The sequence below is a fragment of the Enorma massiliensis phI genome, from assembly GCF_000311845.1.
In the GTDB taxonomy this organism is placed as follows: domain Bacteria; phylum Actinomycetota; class Coriobacteriia; order Coriobacteriales; family Coriobacteriaceae; genus Enorma; species Enorma massiliensis.
In genome coordinates, this window is the sequence record NZ_HE978575.1 from 514632 (window position 1) to 532698 (window position 18067).

Sequence of the window (18067 nt, forward strand, 5' to 3'; positions counted from 1 at the left end):
ATGGGAAATTCGCCGCCCGGGAGACGGGCGGCGACGCGGCTTGAGGAGGCAGCCATGTACGAACCTTCGCGAAATATTATGACCTTTCATATCGCTGGATTTCAGTTTTGGGACGGTGCGCTTGTGCTCGATCAGCTAAAGGCCGGCAGGCAGCTGCGGTTGGTGCCCGAGTTCGACAACCCGCACGATCCGCATGCGGTTGCCATCTATCTCGACAAAGCTAAGCTCGGATTCGTACCGTCGGAGCTGAACGAGCTCGTGTCGCAGCTGCTGTTTTATGGTCATGGCGACGTGCTTGAATGTCGCGTGTTGCAGATTGCTCCCGAGCGCAGTCCGTGGCATCAGGTTCGTGCAGGGGTCTATCTGGCAGACGCGCGATAGCCGAAAGCAGGCGGGCGATTCGGTGACAACTGTTCGGGGGCACCGTTACCCAACAATTCGTTGTCCTGGGCCGCGTTGTAGGGTAGCGCGATGGGCGGGCTTAACAGATTTTATTATTAGGAAGGTCGTTTCGCTTCCAATTGTGGAGCGATTTAGGAAGCGAAGGCAGGCTCGCTTCCTAAACGAATACCGCTCCAATCATTCGGCGGGGCGCCATGGCAAGCTCCGCTGCTCCCTGGAATTCTCGGATAGGTAGCTACAATCTCTAATATGTGGCTATAATAAGAGTGAGACAGCTAGGAGGCGATGTTATGGAACCGGTTATGGCCCCTGTGGGCGTGCGCGACGCGAAGAACAGGTTTAGCGAGCTGACGCTTGCCGTGAATGAGACGGGTAAACCGTTGATAGTCTTGAAGAACAACAAGCCGTGGGTGACCATTCAGCCGGCAGATTCTGCGTTGGCGCGGCGAAGAGAGCGGCTTGAGCGGTTCAGGGAACTCACGCGGCAAATTGAATCAGAGATTGTGGAGGAGCCCGTATGGGACAAATCGGTTTCTGACCGAGAGCTGCTCAACGAAGAGCGGGTGAGGCGTTTTGGCTAGCGTCATCCTCGATACCAACATCATCATCGATTACTTGTCACCAACACGCGCCTTTCACTCGGATGCCGTTGATGTTCTTGAGGTGCTGTTGAGCTCTCCAGACAAGGAGCCGGTGGTTCTTGCAGCATGTCTTAAGGATGTGTATTACATCCTTTGCCGGCAGTATCACCATGAATCTGCTGTTCGTGATCGGCTTAACGGTTTCAGGCAGGTCGTGTCTGTCGCAGAACTAACAAACGAAGTGCTTGATCGTGCGTTCGGCTCGGACGAGCCGGATGTAGAAGATGGCATTGTTCGGGCAACAGCGGAACTGATGAGTGCGGAAGCAATCATTACTCGCGATGATGCTGCATATAAGACTTCGAGAGTTCCAAGTATGACGGCGCGAGAATACTGCATGTTGATGGACAAGGATAGCGAAGCGGTTACCTAGAGCGCGCGTCTGGGTACGGTGTGGTGGGTCTTTGGTGCGCTTGCGAAACGTACTCGAGCTTGTAAGGTTTGGTGGTGAAGCGGATGGATATCGTTTCTGCAAAAGTGGCGGCGGATAAGGCTATGGAGTACGTGAGAGAACTCGCTCCAGAGGCGAAGTGCATTGCGCTCGAAGGCATCGAGCTCAGCTCAAACAAAGACGTGTGGGAGGTCATCGTTGGCTATGCGCTGGCGAGTGATATTCCACAAATGGCGCTCGTAGCTGCAAACGTTGACATGCGGTCACGGAGAACGCATAAACGGCTTTTCATAGATGCGGAGACTCTCGAGTTGCGCAAGATGGAACCCTATGAAATCGCGGCATAGCATTGCGCTTGACAACAACGTTCTCGCGCTGTTGATCGTCGGCATATTCGACCGCAGGCGCATAGCGGGGAATTGGAGCCTCGAGGCAGCGACTCGAGCTCCTGCTGTTTGGAGGAAGAGCTGCTTCCATCCCGCCTGGTAGTCGAAGAACCGTCTCATGGACGGCCTGGGTTGACGGATACGTCATTTGTGAACTTGCTCAGCGGGGAATTCCCGTCGTTACGGCGGATGTGAGGCTTTACGCCCGCTTGGTTGAGTTTAACCAGTACTGTGTGGATTTCGATACCTATGCACTGAGCTGACAAAAGCGAGCGGCGCGTCTTGCGCGAGTGCCCATGCTGCGCAGCTGTCTGTGCAGCATGGGCGCCGACATAACACTCCCCAAGCAAACGTCTTCCTACCCTTGCTCCAGCAACTCCTCAATAAACCCGACGCGGTAGTTCTTGAACACGGCTTCGCTCTCTTCCTGCGTGGCGTCGAGGTCAACGTCGGCCATGATGCCGAAGTCGTGGTCGCCATCGCTGTCGTGGAAGATCTGGTGCACGTGCCACACGTGGCCGCCCTCGGCTGCGGGCTTAAGCTCGTCGGACTCGTCGATGGCGAAGAACGCCGTCGAGCGCGCATCGCCATCCACCAGCAGCTCCTCGTGCGCTTCGAAGAATGCATCAAGTGCGCGGCGCCAGCGAAGCTCGCCCATGCCCCACGCTTCGTCCAGCTCTCCCAGCTCGTCGGCGCGCTCGCGCGCGGCCAGGCTCACACGGCGGAACAGGGCATTGCGCACCAAAAGCGTCATGCCGCGGCGGTCCGCCACCACCACGTCCGCATCGCTCGGCGGCGCGGCGTCGAAGGCAGCCTCCTCGCCCGCAGCGGCCCACTCGTCCACCAGGCTCGAATCGACGCTCCGCACCACGAAGCCCAGCCACGAGATGATGTCGTTCAGCTGGTCGTTGCGCTTCTCCAGCGGTACGGTGCGGTCGAGCGAGCGGAACGCCTCGGCAAGGTAGCGCAGCAAGATGCCCTCAGATCGCGCGATGCCGAGCTTCTGGATGTAGCCCTTGAAGTCCGCCGCGCTCTCCAGCATGTCGCGCAGCACGCTCTTGGGGGAGAGCTCGTAGTCCGCTGCCCACGGCACCTTGGTGCAGTATTGGGCAAATGCGGCATCGAGCAAGTCCTCAAGCGGCTTGGGGTAGGTAATGTCCTGCAGTCGCTCGAGCCGCTCCTCGTATTCCACGCCGTCGGCCTTCATGGCCGCCATCGCGGCATCGCGTGCCTGGCGCTCCTGCGCGCGCAGCACTTGCTTGGGGTCCTCGAGCGTTGCCTCCACCATGGAGATGAGGTCGAAGGTGTAGGTCTCGCTCTCCGGATCGAGCAGTTCCAAGGCGGCAAGCAAAAACGGCGAGAGCGGCTGGTCGAGGGCGAAGTCCTCGGGCAGGTCTACCGTGAGGGAGTATTCCACCCGCGGCGCTGCGTCCGTGGGGGCGCTCGTGTCGCCTGGTGCATCCGCGCCGTCGGGCGCGTCCACGCCGCTGGATGTACTAGCGTCGCTGGGGGTGTCCGTGTCGCTTGGTGCATCCACGCCGCCGGGGACCTCGTTGCGCACCACCACCCCGGTGTCGATGAGCGTGGCGAAGATCTCGCTCGCTCGCGCCTCGAGCTTGAGTTTCTCCTCCGGCGTCTGCAGACTCGCCTCAATGAGTTCGCTCACGCGGGCGCGCGCGTCGCCGCCGCGCTCCACCATGGAAAGTACCATCGAATTGGTGATGCGCAGTCGCGGTTTGAGCGTCTCGGGCACCGCCTCGCAGAGGCGCTCGAAGGTTTGCTTGTTCCAGGTTACGAAGCCCTCAGGCGGTTTTTTCTTCTTGAGCTTGCGCAGCTTCTTGGGATCGTCGCCCGCCTTTGCAATAAGCTTGGCGTTCTCGATCTCGTATTCGGGCGCCTCGGCGATGACCATGCCCTCGGTGTCGAAGCCCGCGCGCCCGGCGCGCCCGGCGATCTGGTGGAACTCGCGCGCGCGGAGGCGGCGCATCTTGTAGCCGTCGAATTTGGTGAGCGCCGTGAGCACCACGGTGTGGATGGGCACGTTGATGCCAACGCCGAGCGTGTCGGTGCCGCAGATGACCGGCAGGAGCCCCTGCTGCGCCAGCCGTTCTACCAAGAGGCGGTAGCGCGGCAGCATGCCGGCGTGGTGCACGCCCACGCCGTTGGAGATGAGGCGCTTCAGGATCTTGCCGAACGCCGTGGTGAAGCGCGTGCCCTTGGCGGCTTCCTTCACGGCCTCGCGCTGCTCTTTGGTGGCGATGCCGAAGTTCGCGAGCGACTGCGCTGTAGCAAGCGCGGCGTCCTGCGAGAAGTGCACGATGTAGAGCGGGGCTTCGTCGCGGCGCAGCGCAAGCTCGACCGTGCCCTCGAGCGCGGTGTCAACGTAGTCGTAGGCGAGCGGCACGGGTCGCGGCGCGTCGGTCACGCGGTCGACGATGCGTCCGGTGCGCTCTTCCAGCGTGTCGGCGATCTGTGTGACGTCGCCGAGCGTGGCGCTCATGAGCATGAACTGCGTGTGCGGAAGCGTGAGTAGCGGCACCTGCCATGCCCAGCCGCGGTCGGGATCGGCGAAGTAATGGAACTCGTCCATGGCGACCACGCCCACGTCCGTGTCCTCGCCCTCGCGGAGCGCCTGGTTGGCGAGGATCTCCGCCGTGCAGCAGATGACGGGCGCCTGCGTGTTGATGTGCGTATCGCCGGTGATCATGCCCACATTGTCGCGACCGAGCACCTCGACCAGATCGAAGAACTTCTCCGAGACGAGTGCCTTGATGGGGGCGGTGTAGTACGCGCGGCGTCCCTGTGCCATGCCGAGGAAAAGCATGCCGAGCGCCACGAGCGATTTGCCGGAGCCGGTTGGCGTGCCCAGGATCACATGGTCGCCGGCGGCGAGGTCCATGAGGGCTTCCTCCTGGTGCTCCCAGAGCTCGATGCCGCGCGCCTCGCACCATGCGAGGAAGCGCTCGAAGGCCTCGTCCGCGGTGCACCAGGGTTCGGGTTCCTCGCCTTCTGCCGGTTCCCACCAGCTTGGCGAAAGCGCGCCGAGCGAGCCGTGCTCGCCGGTGCCGCCGGTGCCGGCGGCAAACGAGCTGGCAGAAGACCCGGCGGTGGGCGCGGCGGATGCGTTTGCAGTGTCTGCTGTGTTGGCCATGGAAATGATGCCCTTCGGTTTCGCGTTAGGTGCGTCGTGCGTGGGGTGCTGCATCAATTATGGCAGATGGTGGGCGGAACGCCATGGGGCGGCCCCAGTGGGGAGGTGGCGTTTGAGCGATTTGTCCCGAGCTGGCGGTCCGAGGCCCGTTTATTCATCAATTGCGCGCCCTCATGGCAGCCGAGTCGGCGCGGTCAAGCTATTCGTTCCACTTTTGGGAATATCTATTTTGCTTTTCGCCCGCTATCGCGTAATTGCATTACTCAATCCTGCGGTTTTGTTGAGACTGGACGGGCTTGCCGCTATGGTCTCGAAAAGATATTCCCAAAAGTGGAACGAACTTCCTGGGGCTTGGCGCGGCGTGCCTGCCCAGGGCCCGCTTTGCATGTCTAGTGGTTATGCGCCCGTTCGTTTCGCTGGCGATTGCGCAGGTTGAGAACTGCGCCTTCCATACCAAGGGGGATGTACCCGATGGAATCGAGGTTTCGGGGAAGGTATGCGACGAGGCTCTGCTCAGCGTTGCGGCCGGTCTGAATTTGCTCCGGCGTCGGTTCTGGCCCCGGAATGGCGCAGACGCCGTATACGGCGGCCCCCTGTTCAGCAAGACGACGCTCGTATTCCGTTTCCGGATGCTCGGGATGCTCCGCGCGCGTGTCGATCGATGCCCAAAGCACCCGGTAGCCAGCTGCGTCGAGTTGCGTAAGCGTAAAGTCGTGCAGCGGTTGGCTGTCGGTCCTGAGCGTGACGGCGGCGCCCGGCGCGAGCACGCGCCGGTAGCTTAGCAGGTGGTCGACGCTGGTAAGGCGTTTGCGCGCGAACTTGCGCTTGGGGAACGGCGTGGGGAAGTTGAGCGTGATTCCAGCGAGCTCGCCCGGGCCAAAAAGGCGTTCGATTGAGTCCGCGCTGCGCGGCAGCACGATTGCGTTGGAAAGGCCCGTTTCAACGATGTTTTGTGCAGCGTAGGCGATGCAGATGGGTTCGGTGTCCATGCCGATGAAGAGCGCGCTCGGCTCGCGTTGGGCTCGGGCGACGAGATAGGCGCCCTTGCCGCAGCCGAGATCGAGGTGGACCCGGCCAAAGCAGGGCGTGTCGCCGCGAGGTGCACTGCTGCAGGGCGTGTCGCGGCAGGTAGCGCCGCCGCGGGCCGCGTCGCCGCAGGGTGAACAGGCTTCTCCCCAGTGCCCGCGATAGATTTCCGGGCGCTGCTCGATGGCAGCGGCGTACCGCTCAAGGCGATCTTCGAGTACGAAGTTCTTCGGTGTGCGAATGTGCGTGAGTCCCATGGTCGCTCTCTTGCCTGCGGACGAAGTCCATTGCCGTGCGCGGATGCTGCTTCGCGCGCCGAATCCGGTCCATTGTAGAGCAGCGCGGCTGCTTTCTGTGGATATGCATTCATCGTCCTGAAAATGACAGGTATATGCAATTCCAAGGAAACCGCCGCCATGCAGTTATTTGATACCTGTGGTTACATATGGGAATCTCGCATGGAGGGGGCGGACCGGGGAGGCGTTATGCCCCTCGCGCAAGAACGAGATATCGGTTGAGCACGCCGCTCTTGCCATCTGCAGAGAAGCGCGCGATTTCGTGCACGCCCTGTGCTTCGGCAATCTGCGCCAGCTCATCAAGCTCAGACTCTTCAAAGCTGTGGCAGTAGCGGTACCCACCGGAAGCATGTTGCCAACCAAGCAGGTAATCTTCGTTTTCAAGTTGGGCTGCATCAAAACCGGGAAACGGGGGGCGCACCTTCGCGCTCGCAGTTGCGTCCCGTGCTTTCGCGGCCAAGCGTTCATCGTGCATGAATTGCCAGAACGAGATGGCGGCGATGCCCCCTGGGCGCGTCGACTGGCAAAGCCGCTCCACGAGCGCCGCCCTAAGTTCGAAGCTGGGAACATGGTGCAGAAAGCCAAAGCAGCAGACCAAGTCATGCGCGCGGTCCGTATCTGGCGATGGCGGTGCGGGATGTTCTCCCAACAGGGGCTCCAGCACATCACGGGCGATGAAATGCGCATCGAGGTTGTCCAGCTCTTTGAACAGGTCACAGGAATGGCCGGCGAGGTCTTCGCTTGCATCGATGCCGGTGTAGTCGATACGGGTGTGGGGGAACGCCTGTGCTAGAAACGGGGCGAGGCGCATGTTTCCGCAGGCGAGGTCCAGCACTCGAAGCCGGTGGGAACCGTCAAGCGCTCTTGCCGGAAGCACCGCTCGCGCCTCCTTGGCAACGTGCTCCCATCCGGCCCACGGTGCCTGGCGCGTGGCCGAGAAGGACGACGCGTTCTCGCGGTAGAACCGGTTGTTGAGCTCGATGAGCTGTCGTGCGAATGCGCGGTTCACATTCCTCCCGTTTCGATGAGAACCAGTCCTGCTGCATCTTATCATCCATAGGATAGAATGCTGTTTTATGGAAGAGATCATTTTGCAGATACTCGACGCCCTGCGTCGCGGCGAGACGGTGGATGACCGTGCGCTCGTCAAGCTCGTGCATGTGCAAGCTCGGCGTGCGGGAGGCGACAAGCGCGCCTTCGCCAAGCGCCGGTTGCTGCCGTTTTACCAGCGGGTTAAGCGCGAAGATCCCGAACGTTGGGCTCGCTGGGGCATCACGCCCGAGCTCGAGGAGGGTCTCATCAAGGTGCTTCGCATGAAGCCGCGCCGCTCTGCCTCGGGTGTGGCGACCATCACCGTCATCACGAAGCCATGGCCGTGCTCGGGTTCATGCATCTTCTGCCCGAGCGATGTGCGCATGCCCAAGAGCTATCTGGCCGACGAGCCCGCCTGCGCCCGCGCCGAGCAGGCCTGCTTTGACCCGTATCTACAGGTCTCGGCGCGGTTGACGGCGCTTTCGCAGATGGGGCATGCCACGGACAAGATCGAGCTCATCGTGCTTGGCGGCACGTGGAGCGACTATCCGGCTGAGTACCAGATATGGTTCATGCGCGAGCTGTTCCGTGCGCTCAACGACGACGCGACGGTGGGCGAATCGGGCTCTTCTGCGCGCGTCGGTTCCAGCGATGAATCCGGCGCTGCTTTTGCACCGTCCGGCTCCAGCGCTGCCCCTGCCTCGTTCGGTCCCGTCGCTGCTTCTGTGTCGCCCGGCTCCAGCGCTGCCTCCGCCTCGTTCGACCCCGCCGCCCCCGCGCCGCTTGACCCTGTTGCTACCGAAGCTGTTCAGCGCGAGGTTACGGACGGTCGCCTCTCTTACAACCAGGCCATTGTCCAGCTCTACGGCACAAGCACTGCCTGGCAGGAGGCCGCCCGCGTGCAGTGCGCGACTATGGATGAGCTCGAACGTGAGCAGCGCCGCAACGAGACCGCGCGCCACCGTGTGGTGGGCCTCGTCATCGAGACCAGGCCGGACGCCATCACGCCCGAGGCGCTCATGAACATCCGCCGCATGGGCGCCACGAAAATCCAGATGGGCGTGCAGAGCGTGGACCAGCGCGTGCTCGACGCAAATGGCCGCGGCATTCGGGTTGCACAGATTGAGCGCGCCTTCTCGCTGCTGCGGCTCTTCGGCTTCAAGATCCACGCTCACTTCATGGTGAATCTCCTCGGCTCCACGCCGGAAGCCGATCGTCTCGACTACCAGCGCTTTGTCGCCGAGCTGGCGTTCCAGCCGGACGAGGTCAAGCTCTACCCCTGCGCGCTTATTGAAAGCTCGCGGCTGCGCGGCCGCTATGAAGCCGGGGAGTGGAGGCCGTATACCGAGGACGAGCTCGTGGGCGTGCTCATCGACGACGTGCTTGTAACGCCTGCATATTGCCGCGTCTCGCGCATGATTCGCGATTTCTCGTCCGGCGACATCATGGCGGGCAACAAGAAGCCCAACCTGCGGCAGATGGTGGAGAGCCGTCTGCGTGCGCGGAGTGAGCAGACCGGGGAGCGCGTGCAGGAGATCCGGTTTCGCGAGATCGCGACATCGGAGGTGGACGTGCGGGCGCTCCGGCTCGAGGTGGTGCCGTACGAGACGCCTGCCACCAGCGAACGATTCTTGCAGTGGGTGACGCCGGAGGGACGCATCGCGGGATTCCTGCGGCTTTCACTGCCGAAGGCCGCGGCTGTGGAGGTGCTTGCGAGCGAGTTGCGCGCGGCGGGATGCGAGCCTCCGGTGCAGCCGGGCGAGGCCATGATCCGCGAGGTGCACGTCTACGGCATGGCGGCGCGCGTGGGCGAAGAGGGCGGTGCGGCGCAGCATCACGGGCTTGGGAGCAAGCTCGTTGAGCGGGCGTGCGAGCTCGCGTGCGAAGCGGGCTACGAGCGCATCAACGTGATCAGCGCGGTGGGCACGCGGGAGTACTACCGGCACCTAGGCTTCTACGACCACGGCCTCTACCAGCAATGCAAATTCAGGACAGAGGGAATGTTGCATCATGGGTAATGGTGGCATTTCGCCGTATTCGGGCGGCTCCGGTGGTGCAGGCGGCCCGGGCGGCTCCGGTGGCCGCAGCCCCCTCGAGGCGATGTATACGATTATCGCCGTTGCGATCGTGCTCGTCTTCGCGCTCATCGTCGAGCTGTGGAAATTCCCTTGTCAGGTCTGGGCTTTTTTCGCGGGCATCGGCATTCTTGGCTACCTTTGCATGCGGTTTTGGCCGCATATGGTGAAGACCGCCCAAGGCCGTGCGTTCATCTACACGGTGCTGGTGGAAGGCAGACTCGTGCGCGTTCTGCGGCTGGGCGGGGTGTACCAGTCGGCTACGAATCTGGGGCTCCATTGGGCAGAGCCGGTGTTCGCGTATCACCGCGCGTTCGATGCGGTCTTTGAGGCGGATCGCGAGCTGGCGGCACGGACCGGCCACGGCGTGCGGCGGGTGCTCGCGCTCGGTGGAGGAGGGTTTGCCTGGCCCAAGCATGCACTGCTTGCTCGCCCTGATCTGATCATGGGCGTGGTCGAGATCGATCCCAAGGTGATTGAGTGCGCCGAAGGATGGTTCTATGTTGAGCGCCTCAAGAAGGTCGCGGGCAAGCGCCTGCATATTATCGAGGGCGATGGGCGGGCGTATCTTGAGGAGCGGGCGGAGCGCATCGCGCAGGCCGAGCGCGTGCTGCCAGGAGAGATTCCGGGCGAGCTGCCTTCGGCCGTGGGGTCTTCGGTCGAGGAGCCCTCGGCCGTGTCATCCGTCGGCTCAGGCGGCGCGCCGCCTGCGATCGAGAGCTCGAAGGAGCGGAAGCCCAGCCCCCGTGCCCACCGCTTCGACGCCATCGTGAACGATACCTTCACCGGCAAGAAGCCGGTCCGCGCGCTCGCCACCGTGGAGGCCGCGCGCGCCGTGCAGAGCTGCCTGACTCCTGGCGGCGTCTACGCCATGAACGTGGTCTCGTGCGATGACGGCCGGGACCTCACCTTCCTCCGCGATGAGGTTGCGACCCTCAAGCAGGTGTTCACATACGTGTACGTGCTTCCTGTCGATGAGCCGGTTTGGGCAGGCGAGGACAACTACATCGTGCTCGCCACCGACGGCATGGCGTTCTTTGATGGCACGATTCCCTACGACGACGACTTCTTGGGCACGCCGCTTTGCGACGCCGATGGGGCGGCGGTGTCGGGCTAGGGTGCCCCATTTTTCAGCATAGGCTGCTTTGCTGCACGGCGGGTTGTTACGCCTCGTCTCGCTCGGCAAGCTCCGCGAGCAACTCGAGCCCCTCCTCCGTGGTGATGCAAAGATCTTCTGCGTGTTTGAGCAATGCTGCATCATGGGTAACCAAAGCGTCGGCATCAATCGATTCTGCCGTAGCAAGCATGAGGTCGTCCTCAAGGTCATCGTGAAGATGTCGGAGCGTGAAGGCTCCGAGAACCTCGGCGTTTCCAACGGAGGCAACGAGCGCTTTTCCAAGTACGTCGCGAACACACGCCCATGAAACCTCGCGCGCCGCAGCCGCGACTTCGGGCGTTATCGGCTCTTCGGCATCGCGAGCATCTTTCTTCATCAAGTTGGCAAGCTGATAGGCAAGGTCTTTCAGCGAGAGTGAAGCGGTATATAAAACAATGTCTTCACGGTGGATTGCGCCAGCGATGAACGTATTTACAGAGGTATGGCGTGTGCTCCGGGATAGAAAGTAGTCGAGCCAGACGTTCGTGTCTACGAGCAGTTTGATAGGGTGGTCTTTAGAGAAGACGGACGAGCTCATGAGAGCCCCCAAGAAGTGAGCTGCTCGTCCGCCGCCATCTCCCGAAGCTCGGCGTAGTCCACGGGGGTGCTTGACGGCTCGTCTATACCTAGGCGCCGATAAAACGAAGAAACGATTTCAGCGCCGCTCGTCGATTCCATCTCGGTGGGGTCTTCCTGGCGAGACGGCATGTCGCCGTTCGAATTGAGCGCCCGTACAAGCGCCGGAGGTAGAGCGCCTTGTACCGTAATAACCTCCCACAGGGCTCGAACAGCCTGCGAGGGCGTGTAGCCGAGGCGTGCAAGCGCCGCGTTGCCCGATTCTTTGAGAGCAGCATCCATTCTGATGTTCATCTGCGTCGCAGCCATGTCTCCTCCATGTGCTATACGCAAGTTCACTTTAAGTATAGCCAAATATAGGGAGCGCGGTAGTAAGTTAATGCGGCATGTTCAGATGTTCTTCAATCTGTATTTTCCGAGCGGCTCAACCGCAAGATACGCGGGCGGGCCCGCGTGGTCGGCACTTTCCCTGACGGGAACTCCGCCCTCACGCCCGGGACTGCAAGGATGAAGTGCGTCGCTGGGAACGAATGGGGCTTCCGCCGCTACTTGGACGTGGCGCTGCTGGACGAGTGACCGCAAGGGGCAGGCCCATGGGGCTGTCGGAAAGTGCGAAAGAATCTCGACGGTACCTAGACGCTGGGGGATCGCTCGTTGGCTATCTTGAGCACCTTTCCGAGCTCCACAGTAGGGGCGTGCTCAATGAGGAGGGCTTCGCCGCGGCGAAGCACAAGCTGCTCGCCGATGTCGAAAAACCTCTGGGGTAATTTGACATGGGGGATGGATTGAAGCGAGCCCGTCTCCCGTCAGCCAGGATGCCCAAAGCTTCGGAGTAAGTTACCTCACCCACTCCCGCACGCGCTCGCGCATGCCCTCGATGTCCAGCACGCCCTCGGCGAAGCCCTTGCGCACGAGCTCCTTGGGCAGCAGCTCGTCGTACTTGTCGAAGTACGGCACCTCGCTCGGATAGACGAGCTCGATGGGATTGAAATCCTTCTCCGCTTCATCGGCCACAACCTGGAAGAACGTCTCCTCGTCTGCCTTCATCCTGAACTGCATGTAGTATGGCCGCGCGGGATCGAGCCCCTTGAGCCCGAGCTCCGCGGCGCACTTGATCTTGAGCAGGCGCTCCAGCGCCAGAAACGCGTAGCTCCCCAGCCACGGGAAGAGCGCCCATGTGTCGCCCCCAAGGTTGATGAGCGGCTGCGTCGCCGCGCCGGAGAGCTCCGCCGTGCGCCGCGCCTGCATCAGGCGCGCTCGCGCGTTGCCGAGCAGGTACGGATACACCTCGTGCTCGCGCAGCACGCGTCGCATGCGCTCCAAGATATGCGTGTTGATATCGCCCGCGCAATCGCCAAAATACGCCGGCACGCGCCCCTTCACCTTGGTGCAATACACAAGCCGCCGCTTCCAATCGACCTCCTCCACGAGCCAGCATGCGCCAGCGATGGCAATGCGCTCGCCGGGCGGCGGCGGATTCACGATCGTGCCGAGCTCCGCGCTCTCGCACCGCACCGTGAACTCCTCGTTTTCCTGGAACACCGCATAGAACTTGAACGAGTTGGTGAGCCGCTCGCCCGCGAGGCCCACGATGAGGCCGCCGCCCTCGGTGGCCTGGATCTGGTCGGTCTCCAGCAGGTGCCTAAGCAGCACGCGGAAATCGTCTGCGCTCACGCGGTGGAAGTAGGAGAGGGTGAGCACGCGCTGGGCGAGTTCTGCCGGCGAGAGCTCGCCTGTGCTTGCGAGCGTGGCCATGGTCTGGTGATAGAGCAGGCTGTAGGGCAGGCGGTCGAGCGCGGGAGGCTCCACCCAGCGCTCCTCGTGGTAGAGCTGGACGAGCGCGATGCCCTGCAGCAGCTTCCAGGGAATGGTTTCCGGCATGGTCGTGCGCGGTTCGGGCTGCTCCTCGCGCATGACGAAGTGCATCTCGGGCGGCAAATCGCGCCGGCCTGTGCGGCCCATGCGCTGCAGGAAGCTCGAGACGGTAAACGGCGCGTCAATCTGAAACGCGCGCTCGAGGCGGCCGATGTCGATGCCGAGCTCCAGCGTCGCGGTGGTCACGGTCGTGTCGAGCCGCTCGTCGTCGCGCATGATGTCCTCGGCGCTCTCGCGGATGCTCGCCGAGAGGTTGCCGTGGTGGATGAGGAATCGGTCCGGCTCGTGGTTGGCCTCGCAATAGCTGCGAAGCATCGTGCACACGGCCTCGGCCTCCTCGCGCGAGTTGGCGAAGACGAGGCACTTGCGCCCGCGCGTGCGCTCGAAGATGTAGCCGATGCCGGGGTCGGCGTTCTCGGGCGCGCGGTCGGTGGGTGCGAGGAGCTCGGTTTCTGTGTGCGCCCCCTCAGTATCCATGCGAGTCGCTCTCGCTGCCGCCCATTTATCTTCGGGCGTGCTTTGCGCATGTTCGTCTTCAGAAGCGTTCAAATGTGCGTACGAAGCGCTCGAGCGTGCCAAGGCGAGGTCCGACGAAGATGACTCGACGGAAAGCACCTCGGCCTCGATCGAGCCATCGGCGCGCACGATGCCCGTACCTGCACCCTCTGCCGCGCGTTCGGCGGCTTGCGGGCCCGTGATGTAGAAGTGCTCCATCGAGAGCCGCCACACCCGGCGTGGCTCCTCGAAGCGCGGGATGATGCAGCCGCGCCCCGTGCCGCTGGCGAGAAAGGCTCCGGTGCGCTCCGGATCGCCGATGGTGGCGGAAAGGCCGATGCGCCGGGGGTTCACGCCCGCTATGCGAGAGAGTCTCTCGATAAGGCAGAGCGTTTGCCCGCCGCGGTCGCCGCGCAGGAGCGAGTGAACCTCGTCGATGACGACAAAGCGCAGGTCATGGAATAGGCGTGGCACGGCCATGTGCTTATGCATGAGGAGCGCCTCGAGCGATTCCGGCGTAATCTGCAGGATGCCGCTCGGATGCTCCAGGAGCTTGCGCTTATGCGAGGCGGCCACATCGCCATGCCAGTGCCAGACGGGAATCTCGGCCTCCTCGCACAGGTCGTTTAGGCGAAGGAATTGGTCGTTGATGAGCGCCTTCAGTGGGCCCACGTAGATCGCGCCGATGCTCGTGGGCGGATCTTCCCAGAAGAGCGAGAGGATGGGGAAGAACGCCGCCTCGGTCTTGCCCGATGCAGTTGAGGCCGTGAGCAGCACGTTCTCGTCGGTGTTGAAGATGGCGTCGCCTGCGGCCACCTGGATGGAGCGAAGGTTCTCCCATTGGTGGTCGTAGATGAAATCCTGCACGAACGGTGCGTATCGGTCGAAGATGCTCATGGCCCTCCTTTCGGGCTCGATTGCTGGCGGACGCCCTGCCTCATCCCTTGCGGCCGGGTTTTCCCCTTTCGCAGCACATTACAGGCTATATCTTGAACTCTGCGAATTCTGATGCATCGCGCTGGCCCGCTGCGGCGGTAACCGAAAGCGAGCTTTGCTGCGCGCCGCCACCCTCGCCTTCGCCTCCGCTTTCGTTTCCACCAACGCCGCTTAGGATGCTTGCCACGGGCGTGCTGGGGTTTTGGTAGGCGATATCGAGCAGTTCGATGAAGTCGCGGATGACCTCGCGGGGTGTAAGGTGCGTGTCAGCCCCCACGCGTCCGAACTCGATTTGCAGGAACTGCACCAGGTCTTCCTCGTTCAGGCGCGCCTCATACCCAAAGTAACCGGCGTGGATCTGCTGCAGCTTTTCGATGAGAACGAGCAGCTCTTCATAGGTGAGCGGGTGCAGATGGATGATGGGCGCCAGCATATCGCGCGTGCCCTCTGCGGCGAAGCGGCCCTGCGTGAGCCGCGAGCGTAGCGCCTCGTAGCTAAAGACGCCGCGCCTGCGGTCCTCGATGCTCTGTGGCGTTCCTCCCATAATGATGCCCAGGTGATGCGCTTTGCCCTGCAGGGTGTCGTTATACATCGTGAGGATCTTCTCGTAGTTATATTGGCGGGTGACCGAGTTGGGAATCTTGTAGAGGTTTACCAGCTCGTCGATGAGCACGAGCATGCCCTGGTAACCAGCGCCTTTTAGGAACTGCGCGAAGAGCTTGACGTAGTCGTACCAATCGTCGTCGCCGATGATGATCGAAACTCCAAGCTCTTGCCGTGCTTCCGTTTTGGTGCGGTACTCGCCGCGGAACCACCGGGCAACGTTGCCTTTGAGCTCATCGTTGCCGTCAACAACGGCGCGGTAGTAGAGGGTGAGGAGCCGGGCGAAATCGAAGCCGTGGACCATCTCCTCGAGTGATGCGACCTGCTCGCGGATGCGCGCCTCGACCGCTTGGTTGAGCGCAGGGTCGTTGGGGGTGACGCCGGGGGCAGCGGCACCGTTGGATACCGGAGCGCCGCCGGTGGCAGTGGCGCCGCCGGGGGCATCGGTACCTGTGCCCAATTCACCTGCGACCTGCATCTGCAAGTTCGAGATCCATCGGTCGAGAATGAGCATGAGCGCGCCGCCCTCGGGACGGGTCTTGGTAGAGAGGTTGCGCATGAGCTCGCGGTAGGTGGCGAGGCCTTGGCCTTGGCCGCCCTGGAGCCGGCGTTCGGGCGAAAGATCGGCATCGGCTACGACGAAGCCTTCGCCCATGGCGTGCGTGCGGATGGTCTGCAAGAGGAAGCTCTTGCCGCTGCCGTAACGGCCTACAAGGAACCGGAAGGAGGCGCCGCCATCGGCGATGAGCGAGAGGTCGGTAAGGAGCGCGCGAATCTCGGCCTCGCGCCCGACCGTGATGTACGGCAGGCCGATGCGCGGCACCACGCCGCCCTTGAGCGAGTTGATGATTACCGCGGCGACGCGCTTGGGCACGCGCGGCGCGGCTTCGGCTGCTTTCACGTTGTCTGTCATGCGAGTACTCCTCTGACGTCGTCCTCGTAGTCCTCAATTACCTGCGGTCCCGTGGAACCGAATTCGATAGCTGTGTCTCCAAGCAGGTCAAATAGCGCTTCGTTGATGGCGTCGACCAGCATGTCCTCGCTTATTCCCGCATGGTGAACCGCTTTCGTCTTGGCATCTTCGTCTTCGGTGAGAAGCGCCTGCAGGTATGCGGCCTGAGCAGGGGAGAGCGGGCTGTCGCTGGGGCTCTCATTCCGCGGCGGGACATTTCCGGCGGGGGCGGTAGCGGCGGCGAGGACAGTCGAGGGTGCCGGTGCGCCAGCGTGCTCAGGCTGCTTAGCCTCGGGGTTTCTTGCGGCAGACCGTTTTGCCTCGTCGCCAAGCTCGGCCTCGGAACTCGGCCAGTTCGGGGGCTGTGTATTTTCCTCGGCACGTATCGTGTCGTCTTGAGTCGGCGTCTTTTCAACCGTTTCCACGGTGGTGCCCTGATCGCGCTCCTCGTCCGTTAACAGCGCCTCGCGCGTGACGGCGGCGGCGGATCGGATACCAGCGAGCTGAGAGAGGTCGATTTCCACCTTGCGCGGCGCATGCGCTTGCTTCCAGGTGAGCCATGCCTCGATCTCGCGGTCGATTGCCTGCTCTAGGTACTTTGGCATTTCCTTGACCTTGAGCGGATGTGGGTACTCGAGCGCCTCGCGCACCTTGCGATCGACGCCGCGCATGATGCTGCCCAGCTTGGGGCTCTTGTCACGCGCTCCAAAGACGCGCGTGCACGTCCATAGCCCGTTGCGGCACCGGTAGCGATGGATGCGGTCGAGCTCGATATCTGCGGGCCCGTGCCGCTCGCTTTCAAAGAATACAGCGGAGGCGAACATGGTGTAGGGCATGTCTACCAAATCGCCGAAGAGCGATTCGATGAGCCCGCTCTTCCGGTGCTTGCGATAATACTCGAGCATGCGGACAAAAACGGAACAGGCGATATGCCGCAGGTCGTCGGGGTGGTCGCTGTAGAGGCGCGACAGCCGAATTCGGTAGGAGGAAAGCGCGTCGATAGCGGCAAGCAGCCGATCTTCGCGCTCGGCGTTCGGCGGGAGTGGCAAAGCGGATTGCTTTCCCTTGCGTGCGCGCGTTCGCGCCTGAAGGGCCCTGCGCCCGGTGGCACCGCCGGGCGCAGGCGCAATCCCGGGGTCCGCCGTGGGGCTCTCCGGTTCATCTAGGAGCAGGAGCGAGGCATCCGGATCGTATGGCGTACTTGCGTCGACAAGGTCGATGAGCGCGTGGTCAAAGGAGAGGGACCGGCTGTCGTGTAAAAGAGATGGTTCGAGCCCGTGGTAGACCACATAGTCGCGCAACCACACGCGAACGTACCGATCGATTTCGGGGGCAAAGGCGCGGTACGCTTCCCAAAATGTCTTTAGCTGCGTGAAGCCATCGAGCGGGTTGGCCACGCCGATGCCATTGATGAGCTCGTATAAGTAGGTGTAGGCAAAAGATAACGAGGTTTCTTGGATGTCGCCTCGCCGGACCGCCGTGCGCCAGGTAAAGTACCCACGCAGCTGCCGGTCGCTCATATCGGCATAGGTGGGAAAATATGCCTTGAACGTGCCGTGATACGGGCAGCCGTCTTCAAAGTCTGCCATGAACATGCCCTGGCGCCAGAAGAGTTCGGCTTCGGTAATCCAGCGACCATGAGGCTCTCCCTCCTGCCAGCGAGATATGGCGCGCATTTCGCGGTACCGATCTGGCAGGTAGGTTGCCATCTGGCGCCCGGTGGTAAGAATGGGTTCGGCGCGGTAAACCGCATCGGAGAAGTGCGAGCTCGTGCGCATCCGCTCGCTTGAGGTGATTCGTTCGATGAGCGCGCGAACATCTTCCGTCTTGTCTCCCATGCTTCACCTCGTTCCGCTTGCCTCACACTGGGGAATGCCTAGTCGTAACCCTACATTTTACTATAGAAACAAACATCTGTTCGAGAAAGAACGCGCCTCCTATTACCAGCACAAAGCGATGGATGTCATTTCTGGTGCCTGCAGGTTGTTTCGCCTGCTGCCCGCCGTCCGTCCCTTCCTGCTATCTGCTGTTTGCAGTGCGTGCCGAGTGCAGCCCGGAGTTTGCGCGCGGCGTT

15 protein-coding genes and 1 pseudogene are annotated in these 18067 nt (G+C 62.3%); 8 read left to right on the forward strand and 8 right to left on the reverse strand.

Going from position 1 to position 18067, the window contains the following annotated elements; translation table 11 throughout:
* Nucleotides 1-54: 54 nt before the first annotated feature.
* From HGEM_RS08945 to HGEM_RS08960, 4 genes are all read left to right on the forward strand, one after another.
* On the forward strand, nucleotides 55-381 hold the full coding sequence (locus HGEM_RS08945; RefSeq protein ID WP_019129094.1) for an HIRAN domain-containing protein: 327 nt from the start codon (nucleotides 55-57) through the stop codon (nucleotides 379-381).
* A gap of 311 nt (nucleotides 382-692) precedes the next feature.
* A complete protein-coding gene (locus HGEM_RS09840; protein ID WP_019129095.1) occupies nucleotides 693-983 on the forward strand; it encodes a type II toxin-antitoxin system Phd/YefM family antitoxin in 291 nt (96 codons plus the stop codon).
* Nucleotides 976-1416 carry a type II toxin-antitoxin system VapC family toxin gene (locus tag HGEM_RS08955; RefSeq protein ID WP_019129096.1) on the forward strand — a complete coding sequence of 147 codons (441 nt, stop codon included), beginning with the start codon at nucleotides 976-978 and terminating at the stop codon, nucleotides 1414-1416. The genes HGEM_RS09840 and HGEM_RS08955 overlap by 8 nt, the downstream gene beginning before the upstream one ends.
* A gap of 83 nt (nucleotides 1417-1499) precedes the next feature.
* Entirely contained in the window at nucleotides 1500-1781 is a 282-nt protein-coding gene (locus tag HGEM_RS08960) for a hypothetical protein (protein WP_035101646.1), read from the forward strand.
* Between the two features lie 397 nt (nucleotides 1782-2178).
* On the opposite strand, the gene HGEM_RS08965 is transcribed toward HGEM_RS08960, so the two are convergent.
* The 3 genes from HGEM_RS08965 to HGEM_RS08975 form a co-directional block, all read right to left on the reverse strand.
* Nucleotides 2179-4971, reverse strand: coding sequence for a DEAD/DEAH box helicase (locus HGEM_RS08965; protein ID WP_019129098.1), 2793 nt, complete (start codon nucleotides 4969-4971; stop codon nucleotides 2179-2181).
* Nucleotides 4972-5360: 389 nt separating this feature from the next.
* Nucleotides 5361-6254 (reverse strand): tRNA (guanine(46)-N(7))-methyltransferase TrmB, encoded by an 894-nt coding sequence (gene trmB, locus HGEM_RS08970; protein WP_019129099.1) that lies wholly within the window; start codon nucleotides 6252-6254, stop codon nucleotides 5361-5363.
* A 226-nt stretch (nucleotides 6255-6480) separates the two neighbouring features.
* Entirely contained in the window at nucleotides 6481-7302 is an 822-nt protein-coding gene (locus tag HGEM_RS08975) for a class I SAM-dependent methyltransferase (RefSeq protein ID WP_019129100.1), read from the reverse strand.
* A gap of 67 nt (nucleotides 7303-7369) precedes the next feature.
* Between HGEM_RS08975 and HGEM_RS08980 the strand changes: the two genes are divergently transcribed.
* Both HGEM_RS08980 and HGEM_RS09845 read left to right on the forward strand, forming a co-directional pair.
* Complete coding sequence (locus HGEM_RS08980) at nucleotides 7370-9343, forward strand: elongator complex protein 3 (RefSeq protein ID WP_019129101.1); 1974 nt, start codon at nucleotides 7370-7372, stop codon at nucleotides 9341-9343.
* The gene (locus tag HGEM_RS09845) at nucleotides 9336-10517 is read left to right on the forward strand and encodes a spermidine synthase (RefSeq protein ID WP_019129102.1); all 1182 of its coding nucleotides are present in this window, start codon (nucleotides 9336-9338) and stop codon (nucleotides 10515-10517) included. The genes HGEM_RS08980 and HGEM_RS09845 overlap by 8 nt, the downstream gene beginning before the upstream one ends.
* Nucleotides 10518-10563: 46 nt before the next feature.
* Here HGEM_RS09845 and HGEM_RS08995 read toward each other — a convergent pair whose 3' ends face one another.
* Both HGEM_RS08995 and HGEM_RS09000 read right to left on the reverse strand, forming a co-directional pair.
* The gene (locus tag HGEM_RS08995; RefSeq protein WP_019129103.1) at nucleotides 10564-11094 is read right to left on the reverse strand and encodes a type II toxin-antitoxin system VapC family toxin; all 531 of its coding nucleotides are present in this window, start codon (nucleotides 11092-11094) and stop codon (nucleotides 10564-10566) included.
* A complete protein-coding gene (locus HGEM_RS09000; protein WP_019129104.1) occupies nucleotides 11091-11441 on the reverse strand; it encodes a type II toxin-antitoxin system RelB/DinJ family antitoxin in 351 nt (116 codons plus the stop codon). Before HGEM_RS09000 ends, HGEM_RS08995 begins: the two co-directional genes overlap by 4 nt.
* A gap of 108 nt (nucleotides 11442-11549) precedes the next feature.
* Here HGEM_RS09000 and HGEM_RS10535 point away from each other — a divergent pair.
* Nucleotides 11550-11708: pseudogene (locus HGEM_RS10535) on the forward strand (IS256 family transposase); the annotation flags it as partial.
* Between the two features lie 17 nt (nucleotides 11709-11725).
* Entirely contained in the window at nucleotides 11726-11899 is a 174-nt protein-coding gene (locus HGEM_RS10280; RefSeq protein ID WP_019129105.1) for a hypothetical protein, read from the forward strand.
* Between the two features lie 70 nt (nucleotides 11900-11969).
* Here HGEM_RS10280 and HGEM_RS09005 read toward each other — a convergent pair whose 3' ends face one another.
* The 3 genes from HGEM_RS09005 to HGEM_RS09015 all read right to left on the reverse strand — a co-directional run bounded on the left by HGEM_RS09005 (nucleotide 11970) and on the right by HGEM_RS09015 (nucleotide 17831).
* Nucleotides 11970-14399: a DEAD/DEAH box helicase gene (locus HGEM_RS09005; RefSeq protein WP_019129106.1), complete on the reverse strand. Its 2430-nt coding sequence runs from the start codon at nucleotides 14397-14399 to the stop codon at nucleotides 11970-11972.
* Between the two features lie 85 nt (nucleotides 14400-14484).
* Nucleotides 14485-15954 (reverse strand): ATP-binding protein, encoded by a 1470-nt coding sequence (locus tag HGEM_RS09010; protein ID WP_019129107.1) that lies wholly within the window; start codon nucleotides 15952-15954, stop codon nucleotides 14485-14487.
* Nucleotides 15951-17831 (reverse strand): TerB N-terminal domain-containing protein, encoded by a 1881-nt coding sequence (locus HGEM_RS09015; RefSeq protein ID WP_019129108.1) that lies wholly within the window; start codon nucleotides 17829-17831, stop codon nucleotides 15951-15953. Before HGEM_RS09015 ends, HGEM_RS09010 begins: the two co-directional genes overlap by 4 nt.
* Nucleotides 17832-18067 lie beyond the last annotated feature (236 nt).

What these genes read in the sequence shown, in the direction of transcription:
- HGEM_RS08945 (WP_019129094.1), top strand. Translation starts at nt 55, where the DNA reads ATGTACGAACCTTCGCGAAATATTATGACCTTTCATATCGCTGGATTT.
- HGEM_RS09840 (WP_019129095.1), top strand. Translation starts at nt 693, where the DNA reads ATGGAACCGGTTATGGCCCCTGTGGGCGTGCGCGACGCGAAGAACAGG.
- HGEM_RS08960 (WP_035101646.1), top strand. Translation starts at nt 1,500, where the DNA reads ATGGATATCGTTTCTGCAAAAGTGGCGGCGGATAAGGCTATGGAGTAC.
- HGEM_RS08965 (WP_019129098.1), bottom strand. Translation starts at nt 4,971, where the DNA reads ATGGCCAACACAGCAGACACTGCAAACGCATCCGCCGCGCCCACCGCC.
- trmB (WP_019129099.1), bottom strand. Translation starts at nt 6,254, where the DNA reads ATGGGACTCACGCACATTCGCACACCGAAGAACTTCGTACTCGAAGAT.
- HGEM_RS08980 (WP_019129101.1), top strand. Translation starts at nt 7,370, where the DNA reads ATGGAAGAGATCATTTTGCAGATACTCGACGCCCTGCGTCGCGGCGAG.
- HGEM_RS09845 (WP_019129102.1), top strand. Translation starts at nt 9,336, where the DNA reads ATGGGTAATGGTGGCATTTCGCCGTATTCGGGCGGCTCCGGTGGTGCA.
- HGEM_RS08995 (WP_019129103.1), bottom strand. Translation starts at nt 11,094, where the DNA reads ATGAGCTCGTCCGTCTTCTCTAAAGACCACCCTATCAAACTGCTCGTA.
- HGEM_RS09000 (WP_019129104.1), bottom strand. Translation starts at nt 11,441, where the DNA reads ATGGCTGCGACGCAGATGAACATCAGAATGGATGCTGCTCTCAAAGAA.
- HGEM_RS10280 (WP_019129105.1), top strand. Translation starts at nt 11,726, where the DNA reads ATGGGGCTGTCGGAAAGTGCGAAAGAATCTCGACGGTACCTAGACGCT.
- HGEM_RS09005 (WP_019129106.1), bottom strand. Translation starts at nt 14,399, where the DNA reads ATGAGCATCTTCGACCGATACGCACCGTTCGTGCAGGATTTCATCTAC.
- HGEM_RS09010 (WP_019129107.1), bottom strand. Translation starts at nt 15,954, where the DNA reads ATGACAGACAACGTGAAAGCAGCCGAAGCCGCGCCGCGCGTGCCCAAG.
- HGEM_RS09015 (WP_019129108.1), bottom strand. Translation starts at nt 17,831, where the DNA reads ATGGGAGACAAGACGGAAGATGTTCGCGCGCTCATCGAACGAATCACC.